This is a genomic window from Limnothrix redekei LRLZ20PSL1, from assembly GCF_043235035.1.
Lineage (GTDB): Bacteria > Cyanobacteriota > Cyanobacteriia > CACIAM-69d > CACIAM-69d > CACIAM-69d.
Window position 1 is genome coordinate 305896 of record NZ_JAZAQF010000086.1, and the last position, 26435, is coordinate 332330.

At 50.3% G+C, this 26435-nt stretch carries 22 protein-coding genes and 1 pseudogene; 11 read left to right on the forward strand and 12 right to left on the reverse strand.

Annotated elements, in window-relative coordinates; all coding sequences use genetic code 11:
* Positions 1–29: 29 nt before the first annotated feature.
* The 4 genes from VPK24_RS16015 to VPK24_RS16030 all read left to right on the forward strand — a co-directional run bounded on the left by VPK24_RS16015 (position 30) and on the right by VPK24_RS16030 (position 2328).
* The gene (locus VPK24_RS16015; RefSeq protein ID WP_393014833.1) at positions 30–302 is read left to right on the forward strand and encodes a hypothetical protein; all 273 of its coding nucleotides are present in this window, start codon (positions 30–32) and stop codon (positions 300–302) included.
* 130 nt (positions 303–432) lie between these two features.
* On the forward strand, positions 433–1185 hold the full coding sequence (locus VPK24_RS16020) for an NYN domain-containing protein (protein WP_393014835.1): 753 nt from the start codon (positions 433–435) through the stop codon (positions 1183–1185).
* 101 nt (positions 1186–1286) lie between these two features.
* The gene (locus VPK24_RS16025; RefSeq protein ID WP_393014837.1) at positions 1287–1766 is read left to right on the forward strand and encodes a hypothetical protein; all 480 of its coding nucleotides are present in this window, start codon (positions 1287–1289) and stop codon (positions 1764–1766) included.
* 4 nt (positions 1767–1770) lie between these two features.
* On the forward strand, positions 1771–2328 hold the full coding sequence (locus VPK24_RS16030) for a Uma2 family endonuclease (protein WP_393014838.1): 558 nt from the start codon (positions 1771–1773) through the stop codon (positions 2326–2328).
* Positions 2329–2402: 74 nt separating this feature from the next.
* On the opposite strand, the gene VPK24_RS16035 is transcribed toward VPK24_RS16030, so the two are convergent.
* The 4 genes from VPK24_RS16035 to VPK24_RS16050 all read right to left on the reverse strand — a co-directional run bounded on the left by VPK24_RS16035 (position 2403) and on the right by VPK24_RS16050 (position 6930).
* Complete coding sequence (locus VPK24_RS16035; protein WP_393014839.1) at positions 2403–3134, reverse strand: hypothetical protein; 732 nt, start codon at positions 3132–3134, stop codon at positions 2403–2405.
* A 79-nt stretch (positions 3135–3213) separates the two neighbouring features.
* A complete protein-coding gene (locus VPK24_RS16040) occupies positions 3214–4920 on the reverse strand; it encodes a hypothetical protein (RefSeq protein WP_393014840.1) in 1707 nt (568 codons plus the stop codon).
* Positions 4917–5897, reverse strand: coding sequence for an ABC transporter ATP-binding protein (locus VPK24_RS16045; RefSeq protein ID WP_393014842.1), 981 nt, complete (start codon positions 5895–5897; stop codon positions 4917–4919). The genes VPK24_RS16040 and VPK24_RS16045 overlap by 4 nt, the downstream gene beginning before the upstream one ends.
* A 385-nt stretch (positions 5898–6282) precedes the next feature.
* Entirely contained in the window at positions 6283–6930 is a 648-nt protein-coding gene (locus tag VPK24_RS16050) for a cob(I)yrinic acid a,c-diamide adenosyltransferase (protein ID WP_099533185.1), read from the reverse strand.
* Between the two features lie 434 nt (positions 6931–7364).
* Between VPK24_RS16050 and blaOXA the strand changes: the two are divergent.
* Positions 7365–8075: pseudogene (blaOXA, locus tag VPK24_RS16055) on the forward strand (class D beta-lactamase); the annotation flags it as partial.
* 233 nt (positions 8076–8308) lie between these two features.
* Positions 8309–10267, forward strand: coding sequence for a hypothetical protein (locus VPK24_RS16060; protein WP_393014845.1), 1959 nt, complete (start codon positions 8309–8311; stop codon positions 10265–10267).
* A gap of 38 nt (positions 10268–10305) precedes the next feature.
* Here VPK24_RS16060 and VPK24_RS16065 read toward each other — a convergent pair whose 3' ends face one another.
* From VPK24_RS16065 to VPK24_RS16090, 6 genes are all read right to left on the reverse strand, one after another.
* Positions 10306–11478: an FAD-dependent oxidoreductase gene (locus VPK24_RS16065; protein WP_393014846.1), complete on the reverse strand. Its 1173-nt coding sequence runs from the start codon at positions 11476–11478 to the stop codon at positions 10306–10308.
* 208 nt (positions 11479–11686) lie between these two features.
* The gene (gene rpmB, locus VPK24_RS16070; RefSeq protein WP_099533188.1) at positions 11687–11923 is read right to left on the reverse strand and encodes a 50S ribosomal protein L28; all 237 of its coding nucleotides are present in this window, start codon (positions 11921–11923) and stop codon (positions 11687–11689) included.
* A 537-nt stretch (positions 11924–12460) separates the two neighbouring features.
* Positions 12461–13015 carry a hypothetical protein gene (locus VPK24_RS16075; RefSeq protein WP_393014849.1) on the reverse strand — a complete coding sequence of 185 codons (555 nt, stop codon included), beginning with the start codon at positions 13013–13015 and terminating at the stop codon, positions 12461–12463.
* A 451-nt stretch (positions 13016–13466) separates the two neighbouring features.
* A complete protein-coding gene (gene cobU / locus VPK24_RS16080) occupies positions 13467–14039 on the reverse strand; it encodes a bifunctional adenosylcobinamide kinase/adenosylcobinamide-phosphate guanylyltransferase (protein WP_393014850.1) in 573 nt (190 codons plus the stop codon).
* Positions 14040–14140: 101 nt separating this feature from the next.
* On the reverse strand, positions 14141–14599 hold the full coding sequence (locus VPK24_RS16085; protein WP_393014851.1) for a hypothetical protein: 459 nt from the start codon (positions 14597–14599) through the stop codon (positions 14141–14143).
* A 134-nt stretch (positions 14600–14733) separates the two neighbouring features.
* Entirely contained in the window at positions 14734–15138 is a 405-nt protein-coding gene (locus tag VPK24_RS16090; RefSeq protein ID WP_099533193.1) for an NIL domain-containing protein, read from the reverse strand.
* A 535-nt stretch (positions 15139–15673) separates the two neighbouring features.
* Between VPK24_RS16090 and VPK24_RS16095 the strand changes: the two genes are divergently transcribed.
* From VPK24_RS16095 to VPK24_RS16105, 3 genes are all read left to right on the forward strand, one after another.
* Positions 15674–16297, forward strand: a complete 624-nt coding sequence (locus VPK24_RS16095; RefSeq protein ID WP_393014854.1) for a thioredoxin family protein — start codon at positions 15674–15676, stop codon at positions 16295–16297.
* A 329-nt stretch (positions 16298–16626) separates the two neighbouring features.
* The gene (locus VPK24_RS16100; RefSeq protein WP_393014856.1) at positions 16627–17148 is read left to right on the forward strand and encodes an SRPBCC family protein; all 522 of its coding nucleotides are present in this window, start codon (positions 16627–16629) and stop codon (positions 17146–17148) included.
* 366 nt (positions 17149–17514) lie between these two features.
* Complete coding sequence (locus VPK24_RS16105; RefSeq protein WP_393014858.1) at positions 17515–17739, forward strand: hypothetical protein; 225 nt, start codon at positions 17515–17517, stop codon at positions 17737–17739.
* A 76-nt stretch (positions 17740–17815) separates the two neighbouring features.
* On the opposite strand, the gene lpxD is transcribed toward VPK24_RS16105, so the two are convergent.
* Both lpxD and VPK24_RS16115 read right to left on the reverse strand, forming a co-directional pair.
* Positions 17816–18862 carry a UDP-3-O-(3-hydroxymyristoyl)glucosamine N-acyltransferase gene (gene lpxD / locus VPK24_RS16110; RefSeq protein WP_393014860.1) on the reverse strand — a complete coding sequence of 349 codons (1047 nt, stop codon included), beginning with the start codon at positions 18860–18862 and terminating at the stop codon, positions 17816–17818.
* A 252-nt stretch (positions 18863–19114) separates the two neighbouring features.
* On the reverse strand, positions 19115–20320 hold the full coding sequence (locus tag VPK24_RS16115) for a phosphoglycerate kinase (RefSeq protein ID WP_393014862.1): 1206 nt from the start codon (positions 20318–20320) through the stop codon (positions 19115–19117).
* Between the two features lie 86 nt (positions 20321–20406).
* Between VPK24_RS16115 and VPK24_RS16120 the strand changes: the two genes are divergently transcribed.
* Positions 20407–20790 carry a universal stress protein gene (locus tag VPK24_RS16120; RefSeq protein ID WP_393014864.1) on the forward strand — a complete coding sequence of 128 codons (384 nt, stop codon included), beginning with the start codon at positions 20407–20409 and terminating at the stop codon, positions 20788–20790.
* Positions 20791–21132: 342 nt separating this feature from the next.
* Positions 21133–26424 carry a PAS domain-containing protein gene (locus tag VPK24_RS16125; RefSeq protein WP_393014865.1) on the forward strand — a complete coding sequence of 1764 codons (5292 nt, stop codon included), beginning with the start codon at positions 21133–21135 and terminating at the stop codon, positions 26422–26424.
* Positions 26425–26435: the final 11 nt, after the last annotated feature.

Here is a 26435-nt window from a genome sequence, read left to right on the forward strand (position 1 = left end):
TAAACCATCAGCACCAACACCAGTTCGAGATGACTACATACGGAGAAAAAGTCAGAAAGTACGAAGCCAAAATTCGCAAGATCAATGAACTTGGATTAGAGGCATCCAAAAAGGATTTAAAAAGATTGGTTTACTACTACACCAGAGCAGAAAAGAAGGGTTGGGACTACAAAAGAAAACCAATCCAAGCAATGAAAGATAGAATTGCTTATTTAGACTTGAAAGAAATTAGTAAAATTATTGGAAACGTGGCTACCATAGAATCGGCCGCAAAGATTATCCTAAAAATTCTGTGTAAATAAACTGACTAGATAATTTCGTAGGTTGGGTTGAAGCATGAAACCCAACAGCACTTAGTATCGTCATTGATCGAGTTGGGTTTCGCCAAGCTCAACCCAACCTACCGACACTACTGCTACTGACCGTGAAGCTATGCAAAAGTCAGAATCTAAGATTGCACTCTTAATTGATGCCGACAATGCTCCCGCATCAAAAATTGAAGCAATTATTGCTGAAATTGCGAAGTATGGCGTTGCCAACATTCGTAGAGCTTACGGTAATTGGAAGAGTGCGGGACTCAAAGCCTGGGAAGACTGTTTGCATGAACATGCCATTCGCCCTGTGCAGCAATTTGACTATACAAAGGGGAAAAATGCTACCGACGCAGCAATGATCATTGATGCGATGGATTTGCTATACACGCAGAATCTAGATGCATTTGCAATTGTTTCAAGTGATTGTGATTTCACTCCTCTAGTTATGCGAATTTTGACTAATGGACTAAAAGTTTATGGCTTTGGAGAAAAGAAAACTCCCTTGCCATTTGTGTATGCTTGCTCAATATTTTTATATCTAGAAACAATTGATCAAGGGATCAATTCTGAAGAAACTCCTAAAGTTACGAATAACATCAAAAAAACTGGCAAAGAATTGAAGGGAGATACTAAATTAATGAACTTATTGAGAAATGCGGTTGCAAGCACTATGGATGATGATGGATGGTCAAATTTGGGGGAAGTTGGTGCTTGTATCGCTAATCAAGCATCATTAGATTCGCGCAACTATGGCTATGCAAAGCTTAGTGAACTATTTGAAGCAATTGATTTGTTTGAAGTTCAACGCAGAGACTTGACAGTCTATGTGAGAAGCAAGCGAAAAAATAATGTTTCGGTCAAAGTGCAATAGTGTAGTAGCTAGTAGGTCAGGTAATTTCTGCCTCCTCCTGGTCAAAGTAGAATCTATCCTCAAAATAGATGATTGTTATCTCCTAAAGTAGCGATCAGGTTATGGGATTTGAGATTGCTAGTTCTAGCGTTTTAAAGATTTTTAAGACAGCAATTCTGACGGGACTAGCTGACCATTACTATCTGGCTGAGTATGCAGACAGCCCCAATTCTCTAGGGTGGGGCCCCAATGGGCTGGAGCTGAAAGGATCGGTCAGAGTTACAGCAGAAGAACTGGAGCGCATCGAACGATTTATGTCGGCTGCCCAGTACAGCCTAGAGATCCATAACTGCGAACACTTTGCCAATTATGTTCTTTACGGTATTGATTTTTCTTCTCAACAGCATCTTTGGTGGAAATCCCTAGGCTCAAGCATCCTCAGCCAGTTGCAGCCTGTGCAAAGCGTGCGATCGAACTACAACAGCATCATGGGGCAGCAAATCTCGGATGTTTTAAAAGAAAATCTCAGACAAGCCAAAATTGAACAAGCCAATCGAAAACGTATTGAATTTTGGAAAAATAAGGGGATTGATGTTCAGTGAATTTATGACACCGGCAGAATATTTTCTTTGGGAAGAACAGCAACTGGAAAAATATGAGCTGATCGATGGTCAAGTCTATTCCCTAGCTCGGGGCGGAAATAACCCTAGCAGGATTGCGGTTAAGCTAACCGCATTGCTCGACAATCACTTAGATGAAAACTACATCGTTGGTAACTCTGATCTTCGAGTGAACATCCTTGGAACCAACGATTACACCTATCCCGATGCCAGCGTCAGTTGCGACGATCGCGACAAAACCACCAGCCAATACATCACCTATCCCTGCCTAATTGTCGAAGTGCTGTCCGAGAGCACCGAAGCCGACGATCGCGGTCAAAAATTCCGCCGCTATCGCCAAAATCCCATGCTGATTGACTATCTCTTGGTCAGCTCCACCAGCATCGCCGTGGACTTGTACCAAAAAAATGAGGCCGGCGATTGGCTGATTTTCAACTACCAAGCCGGTGACACGATCGCCCTGAAAAGCATTGATTTGCACTTCCCGATCGAGCAGATCTATCGCGGCCTCAACCTAACCCCAGCCACCGACTCTCAAGCATGAGTCAGGAAACTGACTGATTCAGCGAGATCAAGGCTATCTTCTGCGGCTCCGACCGTGAAATGAACTGCCCACCCTCAACCACATTGCCAAAAGAACCAACCTTCGGGTTTGTCAGCACCAAATCGCAGAAAAATATAGCCAATGCCGCCATCACCAAAGTTCGGCCCCTCGCAAATCCAAGTATTTTCTGATTCATCCCAAAAAATATCGATTGGACTAGTGGGCTGCTCTAAAAATTGGTATGAATCACTGAGTTGACCCACAAAAACCCAGCCTTCCCCAGGGCCCTCACTCGGGCTTTGCAACCATGCCGGAACACTGCCTAACTTGGTCACACAATCAACGCTGTCGGTGGCAGCATCGGGCAAGTCCCAATATTGATCATCATCAAAAAATGCTGGTTTTTGATTCTTGGTCACCGCATCTTTTTTGGGAATCCAGGTCGTAATTCGGGCTTCCAACTCTAGCGGCGGTGAGTCGGCCGGCATGGGCACGAGCCGATCGGACAATACTTCCGGATCCAGAATTAAACAGGCGTTGGCTCCCGATCCCCCTTCCCAGGTGGGGCATGTGCCCGGATCATGATTGCACTGAAAAACGAGCAGCACACGACCCAATCGCCCCAAATCTAGTCGCTCTGGATGGTGAATGAGTTGTGCCAAAAGGGACTGACTTTTTCCGCAATGACTACAGATTGGATATTGGTCTGGCGGTAGGCCCCAAGGGAGTCCCCCCAGCTTATCTTCTAACTGATTCTGAGGCGGTAGATCGGCACTGAGCTTAAGGTTCGGTACAAAATATTTCATGGTTTGATTTGAGTGAAAAAATGGATGGAACCCACTTAAGTTGTTGATGAATCATGCGGGTTGAATTCCTATTAAATTCCTAGACTTGGGGGCGATCGTCCTGAATTAGTGCCGCCGACTCCGATCGACCCAACCGATCGAGCTGATTCAGGGCCACATAACTGATCCCCACGGCCGCCACACCATTGATTGCAAAGGCCACTCCCGCCATGCTCAGGGAAAGCGGATCAGAAACAATCCCCATCAGCATCGGAGCCACAGGGGTCATGAGCCAAACCCAGTCCCAAGCATTCGTCCACCCGATCGCATCGCGCGATCGCATCATCAGGCCCAACAAGAGCGAACCGACGATCGCCGCCCCCACCAATCCCGCGGCCCAGGCAACCGGTCGGCGCACCTGCCACAGCAAGGCCCATTGGGCCAGCGCTCCATAGAGCAGCATCAAACCCGTGGTGCAGCCGATCGCCACCAACACCAACAGGCCTTGGGTGGAGCTGTTGAAACAAAAGGCCAGGGCCCAAGGCGACCAAAGGGCGATCGTCAACCCACCATTCACCAGCAAGGCCAACAGGGGCGGGCTGTTTTCTCCCCAAAGCCAGTCATCGATCGCCCGTTGGCTCGATCGCGCGTCTCGGGTTCTTTGGAAATGGCGATAGCGGGCCCAATCCAACAGGGTTTGGCGCGTCGGCAACAGCAACACAACCCAAGCGAACATTTGGATCAACCAAAAGAAGCCCACCACCGCCCAGCCTTGGAAGTGGTTGGGATTCCAGGGCATAAAAAAGCCCATGGCCAACAGGTTGAACCCGATCGTCAGCCAATAGCTTCGCACTTTGGTGATGAAGGTGTTGGCGGGGTTCTGAAAACGCCGGATCACGGCTTGCCAAAAAGTCAGCGCCACCCCCGCAAACCCCGCGATCGCGATCGCGGCGCAAAGCTGCGGCTGAAGGATTAAATCTTGACCAAACCAAAACCAGGAAGGGGATACGGGGGTGTCCATCGTGCCTCGGATCATCACCCCTCGGGCGATCGTCAGGGCGGGGGCAAACAGGAAGAGGCCCAGAATGCCAAAGGCCCAGCTTGATATGGCCTGTTTGCTGTCGCTGACGCTGGCATAAAACAACCCCAACAGATAAAGCGCACCCAGAAAAGCCACCGCCACCCCATCCGCCAGCAACAGGCCGCCGAGGCCAAGGCCCGCTTGCAGGCCGGCGAGGGTCTGTAGGGGCAAAGCCAGCAGCACTGCCCAATGGATCAGGGCCGGCGCACCCAAAAGTTTTCCCCACAGGATTCGGTGGCTGGGTTCCGGGGTCATGCGAATGAAGTCGAGGGTTCCCTGTTTGCTTTCCTCAAGCCAGTTGGTGATCAGGGCTTGCGTGCCACCCAGCACTAACAGGCCCACCAGAATTGAAGACAGCCAAAAGAACAAGTCCAACCACCACAGGGGCCAATTCACCGCAAAGGTTGAGGACGACAGCAATTCACAAGCTCGCAGCTCTTCATCGGCCTGGCCGGTGCAATAAAACCGCAGGATGCCTTCGGTTTCGGTGGAAACGGTGGCGGTTTCAACGGCGATCCTTTGCCAGCTCATCCAAAAGGCTGCTTGGGCAATCAGGGAACTGAGGGTGGCTAAGGTCAAGTTGCGCGAGGTGCAGTTGCCTTTCAGTTCTCGCAGCAGTTGGGGATTCCAGTTTCCGAGCCGATCGAGCCAGCGATCGAGCTGACTTTTGAGCGATCGTTGGGTGGTTTGCAAGCGATTCAGCCAGCTTGAGGGGCGGGGGTTCATGAGGCTTGTTGGTGTCCCAGTTTCAAGAAAATTTGCTCCAGACTTTCTCGATCGCGCCGGAATTCCACAATCGGAATTTGGGCCCGCACCATTTCCCCGAGCAAGTCGGCACAGTCAGTTTCATCACCCTGAAAGTCCACAGTAATGCGGCCGGTGGTGGGATGACATTCCCAGGCGATCGCCCTTGGGTCGGTTCTCAGGATCGTTTGCAAATCATTGAGCCGATCGAGGGCTGTGATCACCAGGGTGTGGCGGGCAAATTGGGCGTAAAGGGCTTCCAGAGGTGCGCTGGCCACCAACCGCCCCAGTTCCATCACTCCGATCGCGGTGCAAAGTTCCGCCAAGTCGCTGAGTACATGGGACGAAATCAGCACGGTCATGCCAGCCCCTTGCAGAATCCGCATCAGGTTGCGAAATTCCAAACGGGCGATCGGATCAAGGCCGGAAACGGGTTCATCCAGCAGGAGCAAAATCGGCTCGTGAATGATGGTGCGAGCTAGGCTCAACCGTTGTTTCATGCCACGCGAGAGGGTGGCGATCGGGCTATCTCGCTTCGGCAATAGTTGCACCAAATCCAGCACTTCATAAAGCCGCTGCCGCAGGTGCGATCGCCGCAGGCCATAGAGCCGCCCAAAATAGTCCAAATAATCCCAAACCGTCAGATCTTCATAGACTGGGAAATCGTCCGGTAAAAAGCCAATTCGCTGTTTCAGTTTTGCCCGCCGACTGCGCCGATTGGGATCTTCACCGCTGAAGAATTCGCCAGTTAAATATTCACCATCAATCAAAATTTTTCCAAGGGTTGGTTCCTCCACGGCCGCCAACATCCGAATCAGGGTGGTTTTGCCTGCTCCGTTGGGGCCAATTAGCCCATAGACTTCCCCAGGGGAAATTTTCAAATCCACCTGATTGACGGCCAGCTTGCGATCGAACTGTTTACTTAAACCACGGGTTTCAATTGCCCAGTTCATGGCCAAGGTCTCGGTTGGGGTGTCTTGCCTGGGGTGTCTTGCCTGGGGTGTCCGCCTGATTGATGCGATGGCGAAGGGTCTATGGCGAAGGGCCTATGGTGAAGGGTCGAGCATTCGGCGGCAACGTTCAGCCTCTTCCAAACTTACCCAATTTCACTGCTGTCGATCGCAGATTGGCTATTCAGTCTCCCAAGGCAGGCAACCGGATCGCTTGGAGCGGTTTCCCGATCGACGGGAGCCAAAGGTACAGTTCACAAACGGCTGGAAATCTTCAGAGTTCGTTGTCTTTTTGGTTAAGAAATATCAAGCAAGATTGCAATCACTCCGGATTCGTAACCTATGATGAATGCAGGGCGCAGGATTGCGCCCTGAGGCTTTTCAAAACTCAATACTAAAACTCAATACCTTGCTGGGCAGGAATTCCCTGGGCGATCGGGTGTTTGATGCGGTTCATTTCAGTCACCAAATCCGCCATTTCAATTAACCCCTGAGGAGCATAGCGCCCCGTGCTCGCCACGTGGCAATGGGGCGGCCGATTTTGAATTCCCGCTTGCACCGGCTCTAGGGCCAGTTGCTGATGCTTAAGGGCAATGTGCAACTCATCGAGCACCACGAGGGAAATTTGCGGATCTTGGATATAGATCAGGGCCTGTTCCCAGGCAGCCGCGGCCATGGCCCGATCGCGATCGGGATCCTGGGTTTCCCAGGTAAATCCGCCGCCCATGGTGTGCATTTGCACCGGAAATCCCAAGTTTTGCAACCGGGTGAGCAACAGGCGATCACCATCGGGAAACGCCTCGTTATTTTTCACAAATTGCACCACCGCCACGGGTAAATCATGGGCTAAATGGCGATAGACCAAGTTCATGGCGCTGCTGGTTTTGCCTTTGCCCAACCCGGTGAATAGCAAATATAATCCCCGTTCATTTCCAGCTCGATTGTCGCGGGCTGCATCCTTGGCGGCCTTAATTTTTTGCAGGCGATCGGGCTTTTCCGCTGGCGTTGTCTCAGGTTCTAAACTGGGGTGATGATCACTCATGGTTAATTGAGATCTTTTGGTACTTCATTCACTTTCAAATTTTAATCCTGAAACTATCTTTAATCGGACTTCAGGGGATCAAATTAGTGGTATGCTAAGGCGGCAAACTCAGTTCGAGTCATCTGATCAAGGTTTAGGTCAATCTAGGTCAGTCTTGGATTTTTATGAATAATAGAGCCATGAAAAATCGCAAATTCAATCATCAAAAAAACAACAAACAAAAGAATCGATCTAATTATAAAATTAGTGATCGTGCTTTGATAGTCATTGGTTCACTTATGAGTTTTTGTTGTTTGAGTTTTTCTCTGCCTGGCCTAGCAAAAACCAATGAAAAGCCAGTTAATCCGTTGGTAACCGATCAAAGATTTCTACAAAAATCATTTATACCAAAATCGCAACCACAGCCTGTGATTAAGCGGCGAGTGGTTCCTGAATTCGGTCAACATTTTCAAGATCTCAAGGTTGAAGGCTCCATTATTATTTACGATCCCCAGAAAAATCAAATTTATGAACACAACCCAAAGCGCAATCAAACGCCGTTTTCTCCCGCTTCCACTTTTAAGATTTTGAATTCGCTAATTTCTCTCGATGCCCAAGTGATTCCCGATCAGGATGTGCGGTTCACTTGGGATGGCATTCAGCGACCCTTTCCCGGTTGGAACCAAGATTTGAACATGCGCGAGGCCTTCAAGGTTTCAGCCGTCTGGTTCTACCAAATTTTGGCTCGGCGTATCGGCTATGAACGCATGAAAGCCGGGGTGATTGGGGCAAATTATGGCGATCGCAACATTGGCGATCCTGCCAATATTGATCAATTTTGGCTGTCGGGCCCGCTCAAAATCACGCCCGAAGAACAAATTCAGTTTCTTCAGCGTCTTTATTTGAACCAGTTGCCTTTTTCTGAACGCTCGATCGCGGTCGTGAAAGACATCATGATCATGGATCAAACGGCGCAATATACCGTCAGAGCAAAAACGGGCTGGGCCATGAGCGCAACACCTCCAATTGGCTGGTATGTGGGCTATTTGGAGCAAAATCAGCAGGTTTATTTTTTTGCCACAAACTTGGAACTTCCGGAGCCGGCCCAAGCAACTGCTCGCAAGGAAATTACCTACCGCTGCCTCAGAACTTTGGGACTGCTATAGTCCTGTCGTCCAAGCACAAATAAATGACCGAATTCTGAGATTGACAAAATGTGATTGATGGATTTTTTGCTGGTTTTCCACTCAGGAGCTTTGATTCTCTCTATCAACCTTACTGAGCTAAGTTTTCTGAAAATTCAGTAGAATCATATTACTTGTCCATTGATGATCGGTTACCAATTAACTGGTGATCGATCAATTGACGAGCTATCAAAAAATCAATTTGGGTTGATGCCGTGAGCAATTCCGTGAACCATTCCCAAGGGCGGAACTGGCGCGATCGCCTCATGCAAATTTGTTTTGATCGATCGGGGCGATCGCCCTGGCCCTTGTTGTGGAGTCTCGCGATCGCGGCGCTCTATGGTGGCCTGTCTCTGCATCAAGGATTCAGCGGTGAATTTGTGGTGCAAGACGATGCTCGCCAGCATGTGTTTTGGATGCAGCGATTTTTAAACCCTAGTCTTTTTCACAATGATCTGATTGCCGATTATTTTGAATCGATCGCCCCGATCGGCTACACCAAACTCTATCAACTGGCTGCTTTCTTACAAATCAATCCCCTAATTTTTAATAAACTCCTGTCGCCCATCCTTGGACTGATCATCACCTTCTTTACCTATCGGGTCACTTTTGCTATTTTCCCAGTTCCGGTAGCTGGTTTTCTAGCAACTGTCTTGCTCAACCAAAGTCTTTGGCTAAAAGATGACTTGGTTTCTGGTACGTCGCGCGCCTTTGCTTTTCCGCTCTTTTTAGCAATTTTGGATGGATTAGCTCACAAGTCGCCTCAACTGTTGTGGAGTTCCATTGCCCTTCAGGGGTTAATTTGTCCAACCTATGCCTTGGTTTCTGGCGGTTTAATTTCGATAAAACTTGCTTGGGTGGGCTATCAAAAGTTGGAACGAGCTTGGTTGTCGGCCGCTTGGACAATTCATGATCCCTCAGATTTGAAAGCATTAGAAAGCTTGGCATTACAGAAATCAGATTTGGTTTTGGCAATTCAAAGCCGCCTCATGGATGCGGAACGCCAACAACTATTTCTATATATTGGTGCCTTGGGAAGCTTATTTTTTGCATTGTTACCCGTACTCTTTTTGGGGCAAGATTTTGGACCAGTGGTTTCTGACAAAATTGCCCGCACAATGCCGGAATTTTTGGATGGGGGACGCACGAATATTTTTGACCGTGATTGGATCGATTACTGGCTTTTTGGTCGTGGCACTAATCTCATTCCCCGATCGCTTCTTACGCCAGTCACTTTAATTTTTGGCTTTGCTTTACCTCTTTTTCAACTCTCTTTTTCGCAGCTGAAAGGTATTCAATCGCGATTTTCCCTCAGTCATCGAATTACGCCGGAGGTTAACAATTTATGGCAACTGGGCTTGGCTTCGATCGGGTGGTTCTTGTTGGCCCATGGATTGTTATTTCGGCTCCACTTGCCCAGTCGCTACACGGGGCACAGCTTCCGAATCATAATCGCGATCGCGGCGGCCATTAGCCTTGTGATTGTTTGGGAAGCTTTCCAGCGCTGGGCCGGGCGATCGATTCCAAATTTTGATTCCTCTGCGGTTTATTCCTTGCCCCCCCTTTTCAATGCCCCAATTTCGCAAGCCATTCGACCAAAACCCAAATTTCTGCGCTGGAAAATCTATGTTTCCAGAAGTTTCAGTATTATTTTAATCGTGCTTGTGTTGGGGTATCCGTTGTTAGTTCCCACTTTTCCAGCAAATAGCTACCAAACGGGTCGTGCTGTCAAACTCTATCGATTTCTTCAAGGGCAACCAACGGATATCAAAATTGCCTCCCTAAGCAGTATTGGAGATGATATTCCTACCTTCGCAGGACGCTCAATTCTCACGGGTAAAGAATATGCCGTACCCTACCACTTAGGATATTACCGCTTGTTTCGAGAACGAATTTTACGAACCATTGAAGCCCAATACAGCACCCATGCCCAATCTGTGAAATTCTTTCTGGCGCGATATCACATTTCATTTTGGCTGATCGATCGAGCCGCTTTTTCAGAAAATTACCTCAAAGATTCTTGGCTAGAGCAATATCCAGAAGCCAGTGAACCAGCGCTGCAAACCCTGAGGCAAGGACAAACACCCCTCGTGCAATCCCTCATGAATAGTTGCGCCGTGTTGCAAGATCAAACCTGGGTATTGCTAGATGCGCAATGTTTACGGGATAGCTAATTTTGAGAATTGGGATGGAAACTCTGAAAATACTGGCTTTAAAGCTGCTGAAATTGCCGCATAAATTTCCGATCGAGATAGTCTTTCCAAACCCAAGCCCAAGCCCCCGTAAAAGCCCAACGGCCACGGGTAGCGATCGCCTGGCCATTGGCTAAGTTAATAAGGCTGAGAAATTGCTTTTGGGCTGTGAAAGGTTTCAGCGGCTGGCCCAAAATGGCAGCTCGCAAGTTGTCAGCCAGGGGGCGACCTTGACGCACCGCAAACACGCCGGCCTTGGGGCGCGGCTGTTCCACCATCGTCGCCACATCTCCCGCCGCAAAGACCTGGGGATGGGAGCAGGATTGCAGATAGCGGTTAACCGCAATGAATCCCTGGGGGTCAGTGGCGAGACCGGTGGCCGCCAACCAAGGGGCCGCTGCGGCTTGGGTAGCCCACAGCACCCGATCGCCCCAAAACAATTGCCCCGAGGCGGCCCGCAACTGGGTATCTGTGCCTATGAGGGTGGCGTGGGTGATGGTTTGACTCAAAACCAGCTCAATTCCCTGGGCTTGCAGCACTTGGGCCACCCGATCGCCCACCGCCGGGGCCAAATGGGGCAAGAGTTTTGCTTCTCGCTGAATCAAAGTAATGGACAAGCGATCGCCCACCAGGGGTTGCAAGCGCCGCTGGGCCGCCAAGGCCAGCTCAACACCACCCGCGCCGCCCCCCACCACCACCAACCGCAGCGGCCTGGATCCCCATTGGGGCAAGGCTGACAATAGCGCATCCCAGTTGGCCAACAGGGCTTGGATCGGCTTCGCGGCAATAATCGATCGCCCCAGAAGGGGTTGAACACCCGGGGGAACCAGGGGCGTGCTGCCCAAATTAACCGAGAGCCAGCGAAACCCAACCGTTTCCCCGCTGGCTAGTTGCACTTGTCGATCGCCCAGATTCAACCCCACAGCGCGATCGACCCGCAACGCCACCCCCGCTCGATCGCACAGGGCCTGCAAATCAATAAAACAATCTTCCCGCCCATAAACCCCCGCCACATGGCCGGGAACCATGCCCGAGTAGGGCGCTCGGGGTGCTTCGCTGATCAGGGTCACCGAGTCGATCGCACCGCTGGGCAGGGGTTTTTGGATCAATCGTCGCAGGGCGATCGCGTGGCTGTGGCCGCCCCCCAACAAAACCAAGGATTGGGCTGACTGTGGCAACGTGGCAACTTTCAAAATCCCCAAGTTCGCTAAATTCCCTAAATTTTCCAGATTTCCTAGATTCCATAATAAAAAATAAAAAATAAGAGATAAAAAATAAAAAATAAAAAATGAAAAAACCACCCAAAAAGCTGCCACATTGGGCAAATTGGGCGGAGTGAATTAAACAGCTCAGTGCTTAATTTTTGTATGGAATTAGCTGGAATTAGCGCTTAATTCAGGATTAGCACTTATTCAAATCAATGCCAGCTTCCTTAGCGAATGCTTGCAGACCCTTGGTGTTCAGGGTTTTCAGAGCTTTGGTCGAAAGACGCAACCGCACCCAACGGTTACCTTGGGGCCACCAAATTCGCTTCCATTGCAGGTTAACTTCTTGGAGCTTTTTGGTGCGGCGGTGCGAGTGGGAAATGGCGTAGGCGTTGTTCGCCTTTTTGCCGGTCAGTTGGCAAACACGGGACATGACGTTCTCCAAGCAGGACGAAAAGGTAAAACTTAGCGGTTGTGTTGCTTAGCGGTTGTGTTGATCCCGGCCCATCAAGCGATCGAGGCAAGATTCACCACAACTCCAACCCAAAAACGCCTCTCCAGGCAGTGGCCCGTTGGCAGCATCGGCCATTGCGGTCGGCTTAGGCGGGCGATCCTTCAGCGGGCGATCGATGACCGACTGAGAGCGCGATTGATCAGTATAACCCAGATGGCAGCCTAACCCGCCAGAAGCCCATTCCGCCCCTAAGACCAATGCCGATCAACCCGATCGATCGCCTGTGATTCCTGTGATTAGAGGATGTTTGGCAAGCATCTTATTGGCACGGGCCAAGCACCAATAGTCGTGGGGGCAAGGGGCTTAAGCCCCTTGTCTACGCGAGATCAAGCCCCTTGTCTACGCCGGTTCCAGCCCCTTGTCTATGTCGATCGCTGGGGCGTGCAGAGTAACAATTTTGGCTTTGCAGATATTAGGAGTCGATGGCCAACAGTCTGTAGCTCAGATCAAGCACCCCTAGGGTAGGGAATGTTCCGATCGCCCCCCATGCAAACCGCCCCCATGCAAACTACAGGTATCTGATTCGCGAGCCTCGCCCCCAGTTGTTTCCTCGCTGGGCGGTGTGGGGATCAACTTTTGGCGAGACAGCCGTAGCCGAATTTGATCCAAATAATCTTGCACACAGACAGGCCCCCGTGGCGGCGGTGCGTCATCGGGCCAAGAGGCCAAATCCTGGCAGGGACAGGGCCCGGCTTCCAAGTAGCTGTCATTGATGGGATAGAGCAAACTACACCGCGCGCAGGGCAGCAAACTCCAATGTCCCGACAACAAATCCTTCATGGAGCAGACCGTGCCCGCCAGGTGATACATCTGGGGTTTTTCGAGAATTTGCTGCCAAAGTTGCTCAAATTCTGCGGAGTAAGCTTCACCGTCAATGGTGCGGCGAGTCCCGAGCAAGCGATCGTCGTGACTGCACACCACTTGCTTACCCAACTGCAACCAAAGGGCAAGATATTGTTTGACGCGTTCTTCAGGAGCCATTTTGGTGTGGAGTCCGGGGGCGAGGGCCAAAGGTTAAAGCACTGATGGCCAGGATTTGGGATTAGGGCTAGCTTGATTCAACAAAACTAGGTTTAGAAGCTTGACTAAGAATCAGTTCAAAACTGGTCTTAACTTAAAAAGTAAATTAACAAAAGAGCAAATTAAAAAAAGCCAATTAAAACTCCAGGTTGCGGGTTTCGTTCCCAAGTACCAACTTCTGGGTTAAAACAATAGTTGAGAGAGTGCCTGGAAAAATGTCTGGAAAATACTCGAAGAAATAACCGGAGAAATAGTGGGAAAACCTGAGTGAGCAGCTCGCATGGAAACAGGTTCACCGGCAAGCTTGGATGGAAAATTCGGCCGCCAACTATTCTGCCTTCGATCCTAAGCTAAGGGTAGAGGGGCTACCGACAAAGAATCTTGAGCTTAGATTAAAGTTTTGAACGGTTCTTGGACAATATTTAAGGAAATTAAACAGTTTTTATCCAGTTGTTAAAGATTGACCGATCGCCCGTAAATTCACTGCAAAGCCCGCTGTGACCAGATAACAGGCATCGGATCGGCTGCCCAGTTCCCGCACTAGTTTGCCGAGGCGATCGCGAAACAGGCGACCGGCGGGGAAGGCCGGAACCACACCCCAGCCCGTTTCCTCAGCCACAAAAATACACATGGCTGGCAAGGCGGCACAGGTGGCCAACAGCGCTTCACAGGTTTGTTGCCATTCGGGATCGGGGCGATCGAGCCAGTTGGCCACCCAAGTTCCCAGTGAGTCCACCAACAAACAACTATCGGCGGGCGCTTGGCCCAAGGCCGCAGCCAACTCCAGCGGCACTTCCCAATTTTGCCAAGTTTCTGGGCGGCGTTGGCGGTGCTGGGCCACACGATCGGCCCACTCTTGATCCTGGGGATCCAAGTACGAGGTGGCCACATAGATGACCGATCGCCCCGAGGCCGCGGCCAATCGTTCCGCCCACTCACTCTTGCCCGATCGCGCCGGCCCCGTCACCAGCACCACCCGCGACCATCCCGATTCTGAAGTCTGAGACTGAGCCATGATGATGGGTTGCTCAATGGGGGTTACTCAGAAGGTTACTCAAGGGGGTTTGCCCGGTTAATTGCTCAGTTAATTGCTCAGTAAAGCATTTGGTGAAGGAGCTACTCGCTGACCCGCGACATCAGAAACCAAGGGGCCAGCCCGATCGCGCTCCCAATGCCCACAGCACTGGCCGCCAACATTTGCCAAAACGATTGCCAGCGCGATCGACCCGCCACCCGCAATTCCACCTTGGCCAAAAATTCCGCCGCCAACAACAGCATCACATCCGTTGTAATATCCAACCGCGACAGCACAATCACCACGCCCATTGCTGCCAAAATTGCGCCCCCGAAAGATTTGGTGGCCGTTTGAAACCAAGAAAAGCGCCCAAGCTCTGGCCAAGGCAACTTAAGGGTAAACAGGGCCGCCAAAGCCACGGCCACCAACAGGGCCACCCCCGCCACCTCTGCCAGCGAGGGAGGCTGGGGCACAGCGAGCAACGCCACCCAACTCAAGGCTAAGTAAACCAACGCCAGGATGAATAGCGATAGTCCGGTGTGGTTGTTGTACAGGCGCACGGAACCTTGTCTCCTTTCCAACTACAAGGTTTGATTGATAAAAAGGCGATTGCGATGGGAGATCAATGTGCAACTGAGAAGTGCAACTGAGAAGTGCAACTGAGAAACCAGTGAAGTTTCAGTAGCCGGTGAAGTTAAAAGCTGGTGGAAATGGCTTGCACCGGGCAGGTGGGAACACATTGCTCGCAAACCACACAGCGCGATCGAGCAAATTCTAAGCGAAAAGTTTCTGGGTGAAGCGACAGCGCCCCCGTGGGACAAACGCCCGTGCAGAGACCGCAATGGACACAGCTTGCTTCATCGATCGAGATTTCTCGATTAGCAGAAGAAACATCAATGTCGAGGGATTCCATCCACTCCATGGCCGCGTCCATTTGGTCAATGTCGCCAATGAGTTCAACGACTAATTTTCCAACGCGATCGGGGGCCACCTGCGCTCGAATGATGTTGGCAGCCACATTAAATTCTTTCGCCAATCGATAGGTGATTGGCATTTGCACCGCATGTTTCGGAAAGGTGAGTGTGACGCGCTTTTTCAAAACAAATCACCGCCAACGAACAATCGGGAAAACCAGAGCAATCGGGTCAATTCAGGGCAACTTGGATTAATTCGGATCAATTGGGATCAATTGGGAAAAACCACGGTAATCAGGCCGGTGGACGGGGCGATCGAGCCTTCAGCGACCAACGCTCCCCTAATAACGACTCATCCAACACGGCTCATCCAGCAGTGATTCAACAAGCCCATGAAGACATGTAACGAAGTTGTTACAATCAAAATAGCCCTTGCAGAATACTGTTAACCCTAGAACACTGACCAAAGCGCCAATCATCGGAGCAAAGCGGTCGTGATTGGGGCTGTGAGGGCGATCCCGTTGGTTTCGGAGTCGTGGGGTTTGGGCGATTGGCCCAACCTGCGCCGAAAATTCTGGATCACCAGCAACGGGTAACCAGAAACGAGTAACCAAAAACAATTCGGGCCCGATCGCCCTTGGCTCTTGAGGACTGTATCGCTAGCCTAGCACCAGAACTGATCCGCCATTCCGCTTTGCCCTCTTGTCTTGCCATTCTGCCATGAGCCAGCTTTCTCCTGAACCGACTTCCCAGCCCTCAACCGTGATCCCCGGAGCTGCCGCGGCCGGTAATCGTCTGCCAAATTTGGTGGTGGCCATTGTGGCGGCGTTGTTAGGGGTGGTGCTGTTTTTGGGGCTACGCACGGAACCCAACAGCAATATTCTGGAACGGCTGGCGCGTGATTCTGTGCCATTGGATCAGGCGATCGTCAATGGCAAGCCGACGGTCTTGGAGTTCTATGCAGATTGGTGTACCAGTTGCCAGGCCATGGCGAGTGATTTGCGGGAGTTGAAGCAGGACTATGGCGATCGGGTCAATTTCTCGATGCTGAATGTGGATAACACCAAATGGCTACCCGAGATTCTGAGCTATCGAGTGGATGGAATTCCGCACTTTGTCTTTTTGAATGCCCAGGGTCAGGAGTTGGCCCAGGCGATCGGGGAGCAGCCTAAATCAATCATGGCGGCGAATTTGGCGGCCTTGGCTGATGGAACCGCCATCTTGCCCTATGCGAAGGTAAACGAAGGTCAAACGTCTGAGTTTGATGCTCCGTTGTCTGGAGATTCGGCCCAAAAATCGGCGGCAACGGATCCTCGCAGTCATGGTGCGTCAGTTGCCAATTAGGACGAGGAAACCGGCCGTGAATGTCGGTCATGCTCAGCAGTCTCTAAAACCACAGAGGATGTCTGAACAGCCCAAGTTGATTCTCCCAAGTTGATCCTCTGTGCGCCCCAGTGATCAACGCAGACAAGGAGCTTAGGCCCCTTGCCCCCATGACGATTCGTGCTTGGCCCGTGCCAAAAGGTACGTTTCAAACACCCCCACAGGTCTAGAAGTCTCTCAATCCCTCAATCCCTCAATCCCTCTAGCAACTTCTAGCTGTATTTCTAGAAGTTGCTAGAAATACAGCTAGAAATACAGCCGCCCATTTTTACTTTTCCTTGGCCCCTGGCATGTCTTCCCGTCTTTTTACAACTCGAACTCAACTGGCGCGTGGCCAAGGTAAATCGGTTGTGCCGCGAGTTTATGAACAGTCGATCGCGATTCAGGCTAGTGCCACGGCGGTTGAGTGGTGCTTCACCGATCGCGAGCTGATGCATCGGTGGCTAAACCCAGCCCTGCGCTGCGATCCCGTGGGCGATCGCTGGGGAACCGATTTGGGCGATCGCACCCGATTTGTGTTGCAAATTCCCCTGCTGGAACCGGCGTTGCAATGCACGGTGGCGGAGCGATCGCCTGGCAAAATTGTTTGGGCTTTTTCTGGCTTTTTTGTGGGGTGCGACTCTTGGGAGTGTATTCCCGATGGATCCGGCACTCAGTTAATCAATCGGTTTGAGTTCGTAATCCCCAATCCCCTTGTTCGCTGGGGGTTCGATCGGGTGGCGGCCGGGTGGGTGCAAGGCGACATGCAAGCCCAGCTCCGTCGTCTGAAGCGCGTGGCCGAGGAAGTTTACCACCTGCGATCGGGGCAATAGCGATTCTCTACGTAAAATTACGTAACCAAAAAAGAACATTGTCCGGAAATTGCCGTCAACCTCTCTAAAAGACAGTAGAGTTCAGAAGGATAGCCTCTTTTCTTTTGGCTGTTTTAGGTTGGCTTTCCTTCGTTCTGGTTTTTTCGTGGATGAGCACCATGGACGAGTCATTTTGCCATGGGTTCATTCACCGACTTTTTGGGTTTCTGGATTGATTTCTGGATTGATTTTTGGACTGATTCCTGGATTCATTTCTAGATAAATTCCTGGATTGCTTTCCTGGATTGCTTTCCATGAAGTCGGTGAAAATACCAGTTCCTCTCCACAAATTTGCCACCGAACTGCTACGTTGTCGGAGGGTTTGGTATGTCTAAAGCATCTTCAATGCACCTTGCTCCCCAGGAGCTAACATCCATTGAGCAGGATGTTTTACGTGTTATTCAACAGTGCGATCGCAAGGGTTTTGCAGCCACGTTGGATTTGATTCAGGTGAACACGGGCTATGCGCTGGATGCGATCGAGCGGGCCGTTGAACACTTGATTCAAAGCCGTCTAATTCGTCCCCTGAATACGGAAGCTTGGGGTGATTGATTGTGGGCCGGCGGAATAGGAAATTTCACTGAAGCAATTTCACTGAAGACTGCTCCCAATCATCTAGCCTTTCCATCTAGTCCTTGAGGCCCAGGTGGGATTGAATCTGTCGCAGCAACTTGTGCATTTCGGGCAAGCGACGATAGATGGCAGAAGTTTTGAGCCATTGACTGTTGGGAATGGCTGGGTAGCCGGAGACAACCTCGCCGGCCGGTACGTCACTGTGCAAACCGGACTTGGAGGAGGCGATCGCCCGATCGCCCATTTTGACATTGTTGGCCACGCCCACCTGCCCGGCCAGAATCACCCCTTTGCCCAACTCCACACCACCCGCCAAGCCCGCCTGGGCCGCGATCGCACAGCCTTCGCCCAGTTGGCAGCCGTGGCCAATGTGAACCATGTTGTCGAGCTTTGTGCCGCGGCCAATGCGGGTTTCGCCCATGGCTGGCCGATCGATCGTGCTGTTGACTCCCACATCCACGCCGTCTTCGAGCACAACGCGCCCGGTTTGATCCAGCTTTTGCCAGCCTTGGGCCGTGGGCACAAAGCCAAATCCTTCATCGCCAATGACTGCGCCACTGTGGATGATGCAATGTTGCCCAATGATCGATCGCTCGTGGATGGTGCAGTTGGCATGGAGCCAGGAATCGGCCCCGATCGATGCGCCCCCATAGATCACCACATTGGCCATTAAGCAAACCCGATCTCCGATCGTCACCCCCTCATAAATCGCCACATGGGGCCCGATCGACACCTCCTGACCCAGTTGCACAGTCGGATCAATCCAGGCGCTGGGGTGAATTCCGGGTTTGGGTTTAAAGGGTTGATAGAACAGCCGCACAGCCACGGCAAATAGCATTTTGGGATCTTGCACCGCCACCCAGGCCAACCCCTGCTCTCGGGCCTGGCTAATTAGCTCAGGACGGTTGGGCAAAATCACGGCGGCTCGGGTGCTTTCCAAGCAGTCCGCAAATTTATCGCCTTCCAAATAGGTCAACTGACCGCCCTGGGCCTGGGCGATCGGGGCGATCGTTGTCAGCTCAGGATCATCCGCCAAGGAAAATTGATCGAAGGGGCGATCGCTCAGCTTCTCTAACTGTTTTAATAATTCGCTAAATTTCATGGCTCAAACTTAACGGCTTAAATCTATTCAAACTTAAGTTATTCAAACTCAAGAGTCATTCCACAAACCCTAAGCAGGAAAACGGAAACCCGGGTGGGGACGCACCGTCATGCGCCCCCCATGAGAATTTCAACGATGGTGTACCCCCACATTCCATATGAGGATTGCAAGGCAAGGGGCCTAAGCCCCTTATCCCTACGATCTTCAGGGGTTCCCGCAATCTTCAGCGGTTAATGGATCCTAGCCCGAGATCTAGGCCTCATCCAATGCCGCGATACCGGGCAGCACTTTGCCTTCCAACAACTCCAAGCTTGCACCGCCACCGGTCGAAATGTGGCTCATTTGGTCAGCCACGCCCACCTTTTCCACCGCTGCCACCGAGTCGCCACCACCAATAATCGTGGTCACGCCCTTCGGAGTCAGGGTCGCCAAGGTTTCCGCGATCGCCTTAGTGCCAGCCGCGAACTTGTCGAACTCGAACACGCCCATGGGCCCGTTCCAGATCACCGATTGGCAGGTTTCCAGCGCCGCTTGGAACGCCTGCACCGAGTCGGGGCCAATGTCCAGACCCATCCAGCCATCGGGGATTGCATCCACGCTGACGGTTTGGCTGTTGGCATCGGGCGCGAAGTTATCGGCCAACACCACATCGGTCGGCAACAACAGTTCCACGCCCTTGTCCTTGGCCTTCGCTTCCAGAGCGCGGGCCAAATCCAGCTTGTCGTCTTCCACCAACGACTTGCCCACGGCCAGGCCGCGTGCTTTGTAGAAGGTGAAGATCATGCCGCCGCCGATGAACAGCTTGTCCACCTTGTCCAGCAGGGTTTCGATCACGGTGATTTTGCTCGATACCTTCGAGCCACCCACAATTGCCGCCAGAGGACGCTTGGGGCTTTCGATCGCCGCTTGCAGGTATTGCAGTTCCTTTTCGATCAGGTAACCCGCAACGGAGGGGCTGAGGAACTTGGTCACACCTTCGGTGGAGGCATGGGCCCGGTGAGCCGTACCGAACGCATCGTTCACGTACAGATCAGCCAGCGAAGCCAGCTTCTTCGAGAACTCAGGGTCGTTTGCTTCCTCTTCCGCGTAGAACCGCACGTTTTCCAGCAGCACCACATCGCCATCGTTCATGGCTGCAACCGTTGCTGCTGCCTCGTCACCAATGCAGTCATCGGTTTTAACTACCGGCTTGCCCAGCAGTTCCGACAACCGCACAGCCACGGGCGTGAGACGCATCGAATCAACAACCTTACCCTTAGGACGGCCGAAGTGGCTGGCCAGGATGACCTTCGCGCCTTTGCCGGTCAGGTCTTGGATCGTGGGCAGGGCGGCCCGAACCCGGGTGTCGTCGGTGATTTTGCCAGCATCGTCGAGAGGTACGTTGAAATCAACGCGCACAAGGACGCGCTTGCCAGCTACATCAGCCGCCGACAAATTTGCTACAGTTTTCTTTGACACGATAAAAACCTCCTTTCAATGCGTCTCGCGGAAATTCGCGCGGGAGTTTTCGCGGAAGTTCACGCGGTGAATATTTTCCCCTAAAGATGTTCGAGACGATTCTTTTTCCGATCGATCGATCGCCCGAATCTCGTGAGGCGGCCGAAACCGTTGCCCAACTGGCGCAACTGCACAACAGTCGATTAGTCATTCTGTCGGTCGTTCCAGGCCCCGATGAAGGGGCCATTGAAGCGGCTGAAACGCTCCTCAGCCGGGCCAAAGCCATGTTTGCTGAGCGGGGCCTCGAAGCCGAAGTGATTGAGCGCGAAGGAATGCCCGCGTTCACCATCTGTGATGTGGCCGATGAAGTTGAAGCCAGCCTGATCGTCATGGGCAGCCGAGGGATGGGTCTAACCACCGAAGGAGCCGCCGAAAGCACTGCCCATCGCGTCATTGATCTATCTCCCTGTCCGGTGTTGATCGTTCCTTAGCACCAGGAGTTCGTGAAACAGCAAAGCCAGCACCAGCCAAAATCAAAACTAAGATAAGCTTGCCTGAAGCCTTGGACTGGAGTAATCCTGCCAGGGAAAGTCAGTTTCTAAAAGAGTCCCCGTGCATTTACGCCGGGGCGCGGCCGGCTTCATACATCGCTAAATTAGGGCGCTTTCCTTGCAAAAAAGGAGAGCGCTTTTGCTTGTTATCAGAGTTATGGTGGGATCAATTCCTGCAAAAGCTCCTTGCAAAAGCTTCTTGCAGAAGCTGGCTAGACCCATGCGATATTTCCCGGGACACCAGCGCCCCCCTTCTGACTCTGGGTCTTATTTTGGGTATTTATGAATTTTGGGTCTCTACAACGGGTTAGTTTTCCCGGGTATCTGAAAAGGCTGGCTCGGCGAATTGCAACACATAAACTTCCCCTCAATTACGTCATTACGGTTCCCTTTGTACTGCAAGTGGGAATCGTGGTGGGCTTGGTGGGATATTTGTCCTATCGCAGTGGCAGCGATGCTGTTGAATCTTTGGTCGATCGGCTGCTAGATAATAAAGCAAACCAAGTTCAGCAGGATTTAGATCATTACCTATCGATTCCTAAAATCACAACTCAAAACAATGCTTTTTTGATCCGCAGAGGTCACTTGAATAGCTTAGATCTAGACGAGCTTGAGTCATTTTTTATTGAACAGCTTAAGCTATTTCCTAAACTGAGTACTTTAGCCCTGTCTAATGAAGCGGGCGATTTTCTAGCCGTTGAGCGTCCGGATCCAAATGCGCTGATTATTCGTCGGTTGCAAGCTGCCTCGCCCGATCGATCGCTCCTCCGCTATTGGGCAAATCGTCAGGGTCAGCAGCGCGTTTTGCTCGAAGTTCGTCGTGACTATTATCCCCATCGCGATCCCCCCCACGATCCTTGGTACTTGAAGGCCAAACGCAACCCTGCTGGTCTTTGGACGATGGGAATTAGTCTATCTAAGGGCAAGCAAAATCCCATCTTGCACTTGATTCGGACTGTGCCTTTTTATGACCAGTCGGGTCGGTTTCAAGGAGTTTTAGGAGCGAGTTTTTACTTACAGCAATTTGGAGACTTCCTCCAGTCCATTAACACCAATGGTCAAGGGCAAATTTTTGTGATGGAACCCAACGGGCTGTTGGTAGCCAGCTCTGCCAATGAATTGCCCTTTGATGCCAGTCCTCGAAAAATATTAGCCCAAAATACTCAACACCATAATCGGCGCTTGGATGCCACTCAAAGCAAGGATAGTTTAATTTCAAAAACGGCACAAATTATTAGAAATAACAAAATTAACCTAGAGCAAATCCAAACAAAGCTTAAGCTAACAATTCAAATTCAAGAGCAAAACTATTTTGTACAAATTATTCCTATCCGAGGCGAGCTGAACTGGTTCACGGTGATTGTGCTGCCCCAGTCGGCATTTATGGATCAAATTCATAGCAATATTTATCGCACAATCTTGCTTTGCCTGTTGGCTTTGTTGGGAGCAGTAGCCACAGGAATTTGGACTGGCTATCGAATTAGTCGATCGCTCCAATGGTTGCGAGTGGCAACCAAAGCTCTCAATCATGATCACCATACTCAAGACTTACAGCCAGTTGAAAATGTTCAGATTTTGGAATTCGATCTGATCAATCTTTCCATTCAAAAAGTTCTGAAAGCGCTGAAAAAATCTCGACAAGCCCAGGCCGATTACGAAAAAACCTTGCAGTTGAAGGTTGAAGAAAAGACCACTGCCCTTAAAAAAAGCCAAGCACGTCTCTTGGAAGCTCAAAGAATTGCCCATGTGGGCCATTGGGAGCTGAATGTGGCTAAGCGGGCGATCGTCTGGTCACCGGAAATTTATCGAATTTTTGAATTTGACAAACCGGCCAGGGGCTTGAAAGCCCAGCAATTAATCAACCTCATCCATTCGACCTATCGAGAACGATTTCAGCAAGGTGTCATTGATTTAGTGATTGCTCATCGGGCTTTTGATGCTGATTTACGAATTATTACGGCCAAAGGCAATTCCCGTTACATTCAAATTAAAGGAAAACCGATCCTGAATGCACAGCAAGAAATTATTCAAGTTACCGGAATCATTGCAGATATCACGGAGCGCAAGCAGCTAGAGCGGGCCCTAAAAACATCGGAGGCCCAAGCCAAGGATATTTTGAACAGTGCGATCGCGGGAATTGTGAGTCTGCGTTTTTTTAAGAATCACACCTGGAAAATTGATCGCGTTTCTGCCGGTTGTGAACCCTTATTTGGCTATACCTGCGAAGAGCTATCAGTTAATCAAAATCTCTGGATGCAAGACATTGAGCCGGAAGATTTGCAAAACATTCAAGATCAAATTATTGAAGATATTCTTCATGAAAGAACAGGAACCTATGAGTATCGAATTTGTGATCACCAAAGGAGCGTTCGGTGGATTTCTCAAACGAATAATGCCGTTTGGGATTTGTTGGGAGATTGTTGGCACGTGACGATTACTGCTATCGATGTCACTGATCGCAAGCTAACAGAGGTTGCCCTGAAGCAAAGTGAATCAAAATTTCTTGATATTTCCGATTCTTCACCGGCTAATATCTATATTTTGGTGCGTCGCTTGGATGGTTCCTTTTATTTTGAGCACATCAGTCGGGCGGCTGAAACCATTCATGAAATTCCCGTGGCGATGATTCTTCAGGATGCGAATATTCTGCTCGATCGCATCCACCCTGATGACCAAGCAGCTTATAACCAAACCGTTGAACGCAGCATTGAAAACTTACGACCCTTTGAGCATGAATGGCGCGTCATTAATCCATCGGGGAAAGTGAAATGGTTACAGGGAAGTGCCAGCCCAAAACGGCGAGAAAATGGCGAAATTGCTTGGTATGGCGTTGCAATTGATATTACCGATCGCAAGATTGCTCAAGATGCTTTAAATGAAAGTGAAAGTCGGCTGGTGCGGCTTTCCAGTGTGTCTCCCGTGGTGATCTATTCTGTGGTGGAAGAACCGGGAAAACCGGTGGAGTATGAATATCTCAGTGCTGCTTTTGAGGAAATCCATGAAGTTCCTCTCAGTGCGGCGATCCAAGATCCTATGATTACTTTTAATCAAATTCACCCAGATGACCAAGAAGGCTATATTCAGGCTGTGGAATGGTCAAGCCGAAATCTACAAAACTTCCGCCATGAATGGAGAATTATTACACCTTCCGGCAAGGTTAAGTGGTTGCAAGCCAATTCACGTCCAGAGCTGCGTGGGAATCGAGAAATCGTTTGGCATGGGGTTGTTCAAGATATTACAGATCAAAAGGCGATCGCCAATGCCTTGGCTAAAACAACGGAAGAACTCGATCAGTTCTTTTCTGTGGCACTGGATTTACTTTGTATTGCGGATATTAGCGGGCGCTTCCAACGCTTGAATTTACAGTGGTCTAAAATTCTGGGCTATCCCTTAGAAGAATTAGAGGGATCGCGGTTTATGGACTATGTTCATCCAGATGATGTTGAAGAAACCATGCTGGCTTTGAATGAGCTGGTTAATCAAAAGGAACTTCATGGATTTGTGAACCGTTATCGTTGCCAAGACGGTTCCTATCGTTGGATTGAATGGCGCTCCGTGCCGGTTAACTCGGTGATTTATGCGGCAGCTCGCGACATTACCGATCGCAAGCTGGCCGAACTGCAACTTCAGGAAGCAAAGGATAAGGCTGAGGCGGCTAATCGGGCAAAAAGTCTATTTCTGGCAAATATGAGCCATGAACTCAGAACACCTTTAAATATTATTTTGGGATTTTCGCAACTCATTAACCGCGATATTCATTTATCAGAAAGCCATCGCGAATATATGAATTTAATTCAGAATAGTGGCACTCATTTATTAATGCTCATTAATGATATTTTGGATCTTTCTAAAATTGAAGCGGGTCAATTTACCCTTGACGAAGAAGAAGTAGATCTTTATGAAATTCTCTATTCCTTGCAAATTGCTTTTCAACAACAGGCTCTTAAGCGAGAAAATCAACTCATTTTGGAAATTGGCGACAGAGTTCCTCGATATATTATTTTAGATTCCAAAAAACTGAAGCAAATCCTGTTCAACTTGGTTGGTAATGCGATTAAGTTCACCACCCAAGGATCGATCGCGATTCGAGTTGATTTAATTTCAACCCTAATTGTTAATACCTTTCAGGTCTATCCCTATCCATCTTTGGCAGAGGGGCGATCGCAGGTTAATTCTGGCGCTTGCAACCCAATGTTGACCGAAAATCCAGATTTCAGGGCTGCAACGTTTCAGCAATGTCAAAACGAGACCTATAAAGGGCAGTTTTGTAATCATGACTATCTTCAGTTTCAGGTGATCGATACGGGCGTAGGGATTGAATCTGAGGATTTAAAAGCGATTTTTGATGCTTTTTCCCAATCGGCAGCTGGCAAAAAAAGCTCGGAAGGCACTGGTTTAGGCTTAACAATTAGCCAACAGTTGGTGCAGTTGATGGGTGGAGTGTTGACGGTGGAAAGCGCCGTTGGTTTGGGGAGCACGTTTATGTTTACCTTGCCGCTCCGTACCGGCCGATCGCCTGGGAAAAAGTCTGAACATCAGCCTTGGGTGCCGCCTCAAAACCAAACAACAATTTCTGAATCAGCTCGATCGCCCGCATCCTTCTGGGGCGATCGCCTGGATTCTAGAATGTTGTCTCCGTCAAGGCTGAATCACCGGGAATCGGAAACTGTGACTGATTCTCTGGCGAGCCGCCCAGCAGAATTACCAGCGATCGGTTTGGCAGCCATTCGATCGCGCTATCGCATTTTGGTTGTGGACGATCGCCCAGATAATCGCCTGTTGTTAGTGCAATTGCTGACTCAATTGGGGTTTGCGGTGCAGGAAGCCATGGACGGGACTGATGCGGTGCAGCGGTGGCAAGATTGGCATCCGCATTTAATTTTGATGGATTTAAGAATGCCCGGTTGCGATGGTTATCAGGCAACTCAACGAATTCGGGCGTTGGAGTCTTCGCGATCGACAGTAATTTTGGCCCTCACGGCCCAGGCGTTGGTGGAAGATCGGAATCAGGCGATCGCGGTCGGCTGTGATGACTACTTAAGCAAGCCGATTTCCGATCAAATCCTGATCCAAAAACTGGACTATTACTGTCAGCAAGCCGATCGCTCCTCGGATCCACCACATCACGCTCCTAGGGATCAATCTGATTTTTCATTGACAAAACCGGCTCATTCACCGGAATTGGTTGCGTCCTTAAATGGTGCTTTGGATAGTCGAGATCCATTCAATCCAATAGATCCATTAAATCAACGGCTGAATCAACGGCCGGATCACTTTTCCGACTATTTCATGGATTCCTTACCCGATCAATTGGGCGATCGCGTCAATGCGCTCCCGGGTTTTCAACATCACCAACGGGCCCAAGAATGCCTAGCCAAAATGCCCCGCGATTGGCTCATGCAGTTACAACATGCCGCAGCCCTTTGCGCTGAAGATTCCATGCGCGAATTACTCCAGACCATTCCCGAGGAACAGGCCCCGTTGTCTAATTATTTGGGCCAACTAATTTACGATTTTGCCTTTGACAAAATTCACCAATTGGTTAGCCGCTGCCTGAACGCACCTTTTGAGTAATGTTGAGTAAT

Bases quoted from the DNA above. Each gene is read 5' to 3' on its own strand.
- VPK24_RS16015 (WP_393014833.1), top strand. From the start codon at position 30: ATGACTACATACGGAGAAAAAGTCAGAAAGTACGAAGCCAAAATTCGC.
- VPK24_RS16020 (WP_393014835.1), top strand. From the start codon at position 433: ATGCAAAAGTCAGAATCTAAGATTGCACTCTTAATTGATGCCGACAAT.
- VPK24_RS16025 (WP_393014837.1), top strand. From the start codon at position 1,287: ATGGGATTTGAGATTGCTAGTTCTAGCGTTTTAAAGATTTTTAAGACA.
- VPK24_RS16030 (WP_393014838.1), top strand. From the start codon at position 1,771: ATGACACCGGCAGAATATTTTCTTTGGGAAGAACAGCAACTGGAAAAA.
- VPK24_RS16035 (WP_393014839.1), bottom strand. From the start codon at position 3,134: ATGAAATATTTTGTACCGAACCTTAAGCTCAGTGCCGATCTACCGCCT.
- VPK24_RS16040 (WP_393014840.1), bottom strand. From the start codon at position 4,920: ATGAACCCCCGCCCCTCAAGCTGGCTGAATCGCTTGCAAACCACCCAA.
- VPK24_RS16050 (WP_099533185.1), bottom strand. From the start codon at position 6,930: ATGAGTGATCATCACCCCAGTTTAGAACCTGAGACAACGCCAGCGGAA.
- rpmB (WP_099533188.1), bottom strand. From the start codon at position 11,923: ATGTCCCGTGTTTGCCAACTGACCGGCAAAAAGGCGAACAACGCCTAC.
- cobU (WP_393014850.1), bottom strand. From the start codon at position 14,039: ATGGCTCAGTCTCAGACTTCAGAATCGGGATGGTCGCGGGTGGTGCTG.
- VPK24_RS16095 (WP_393014854.1), top strand. From the start codon at position 15,674: ATGAGCCAGCTTTCTCCTGAACCGACTTCCCAGCCCTCAACCGTGATC.
- VPK24_RS16100 (WP_393014856.1), top strand. From the start codon at position 16,627: ATGTCTTCCCGTCTTTTTACAACTCGAACTCAACTGGCGCGTGGCCAA.
- VPK24_RS16105 (WP_393014858.1), top strand. From the start codon at position 17,515: ATGTCTAAAGCATCTTCAATGCACCTTGCTCCCCAGGAGCTAACATCC.
- lpxD (WP_393014860.1), bottom strand. From the start codon at position 18,862: ATGAAATTTAGCGAATTATTAAAACAGTTAGAGAAGCTGAGCGATCGC.
- VPK24_RS16120 (WP_393014864.1), top strand. From the start codon at position 20,407: ATGTTCGAGACGATTCTTTTTCCGATCGATCGATCGCCCGAATCTCGT.
- VPK24_RS16125 (WP_393014865.1), top strand. From the start codon at position 21,133: ATGAATTTTGGGTCTCTACAACGGGTTAGTTTTCCCGGGTATCTGAAA.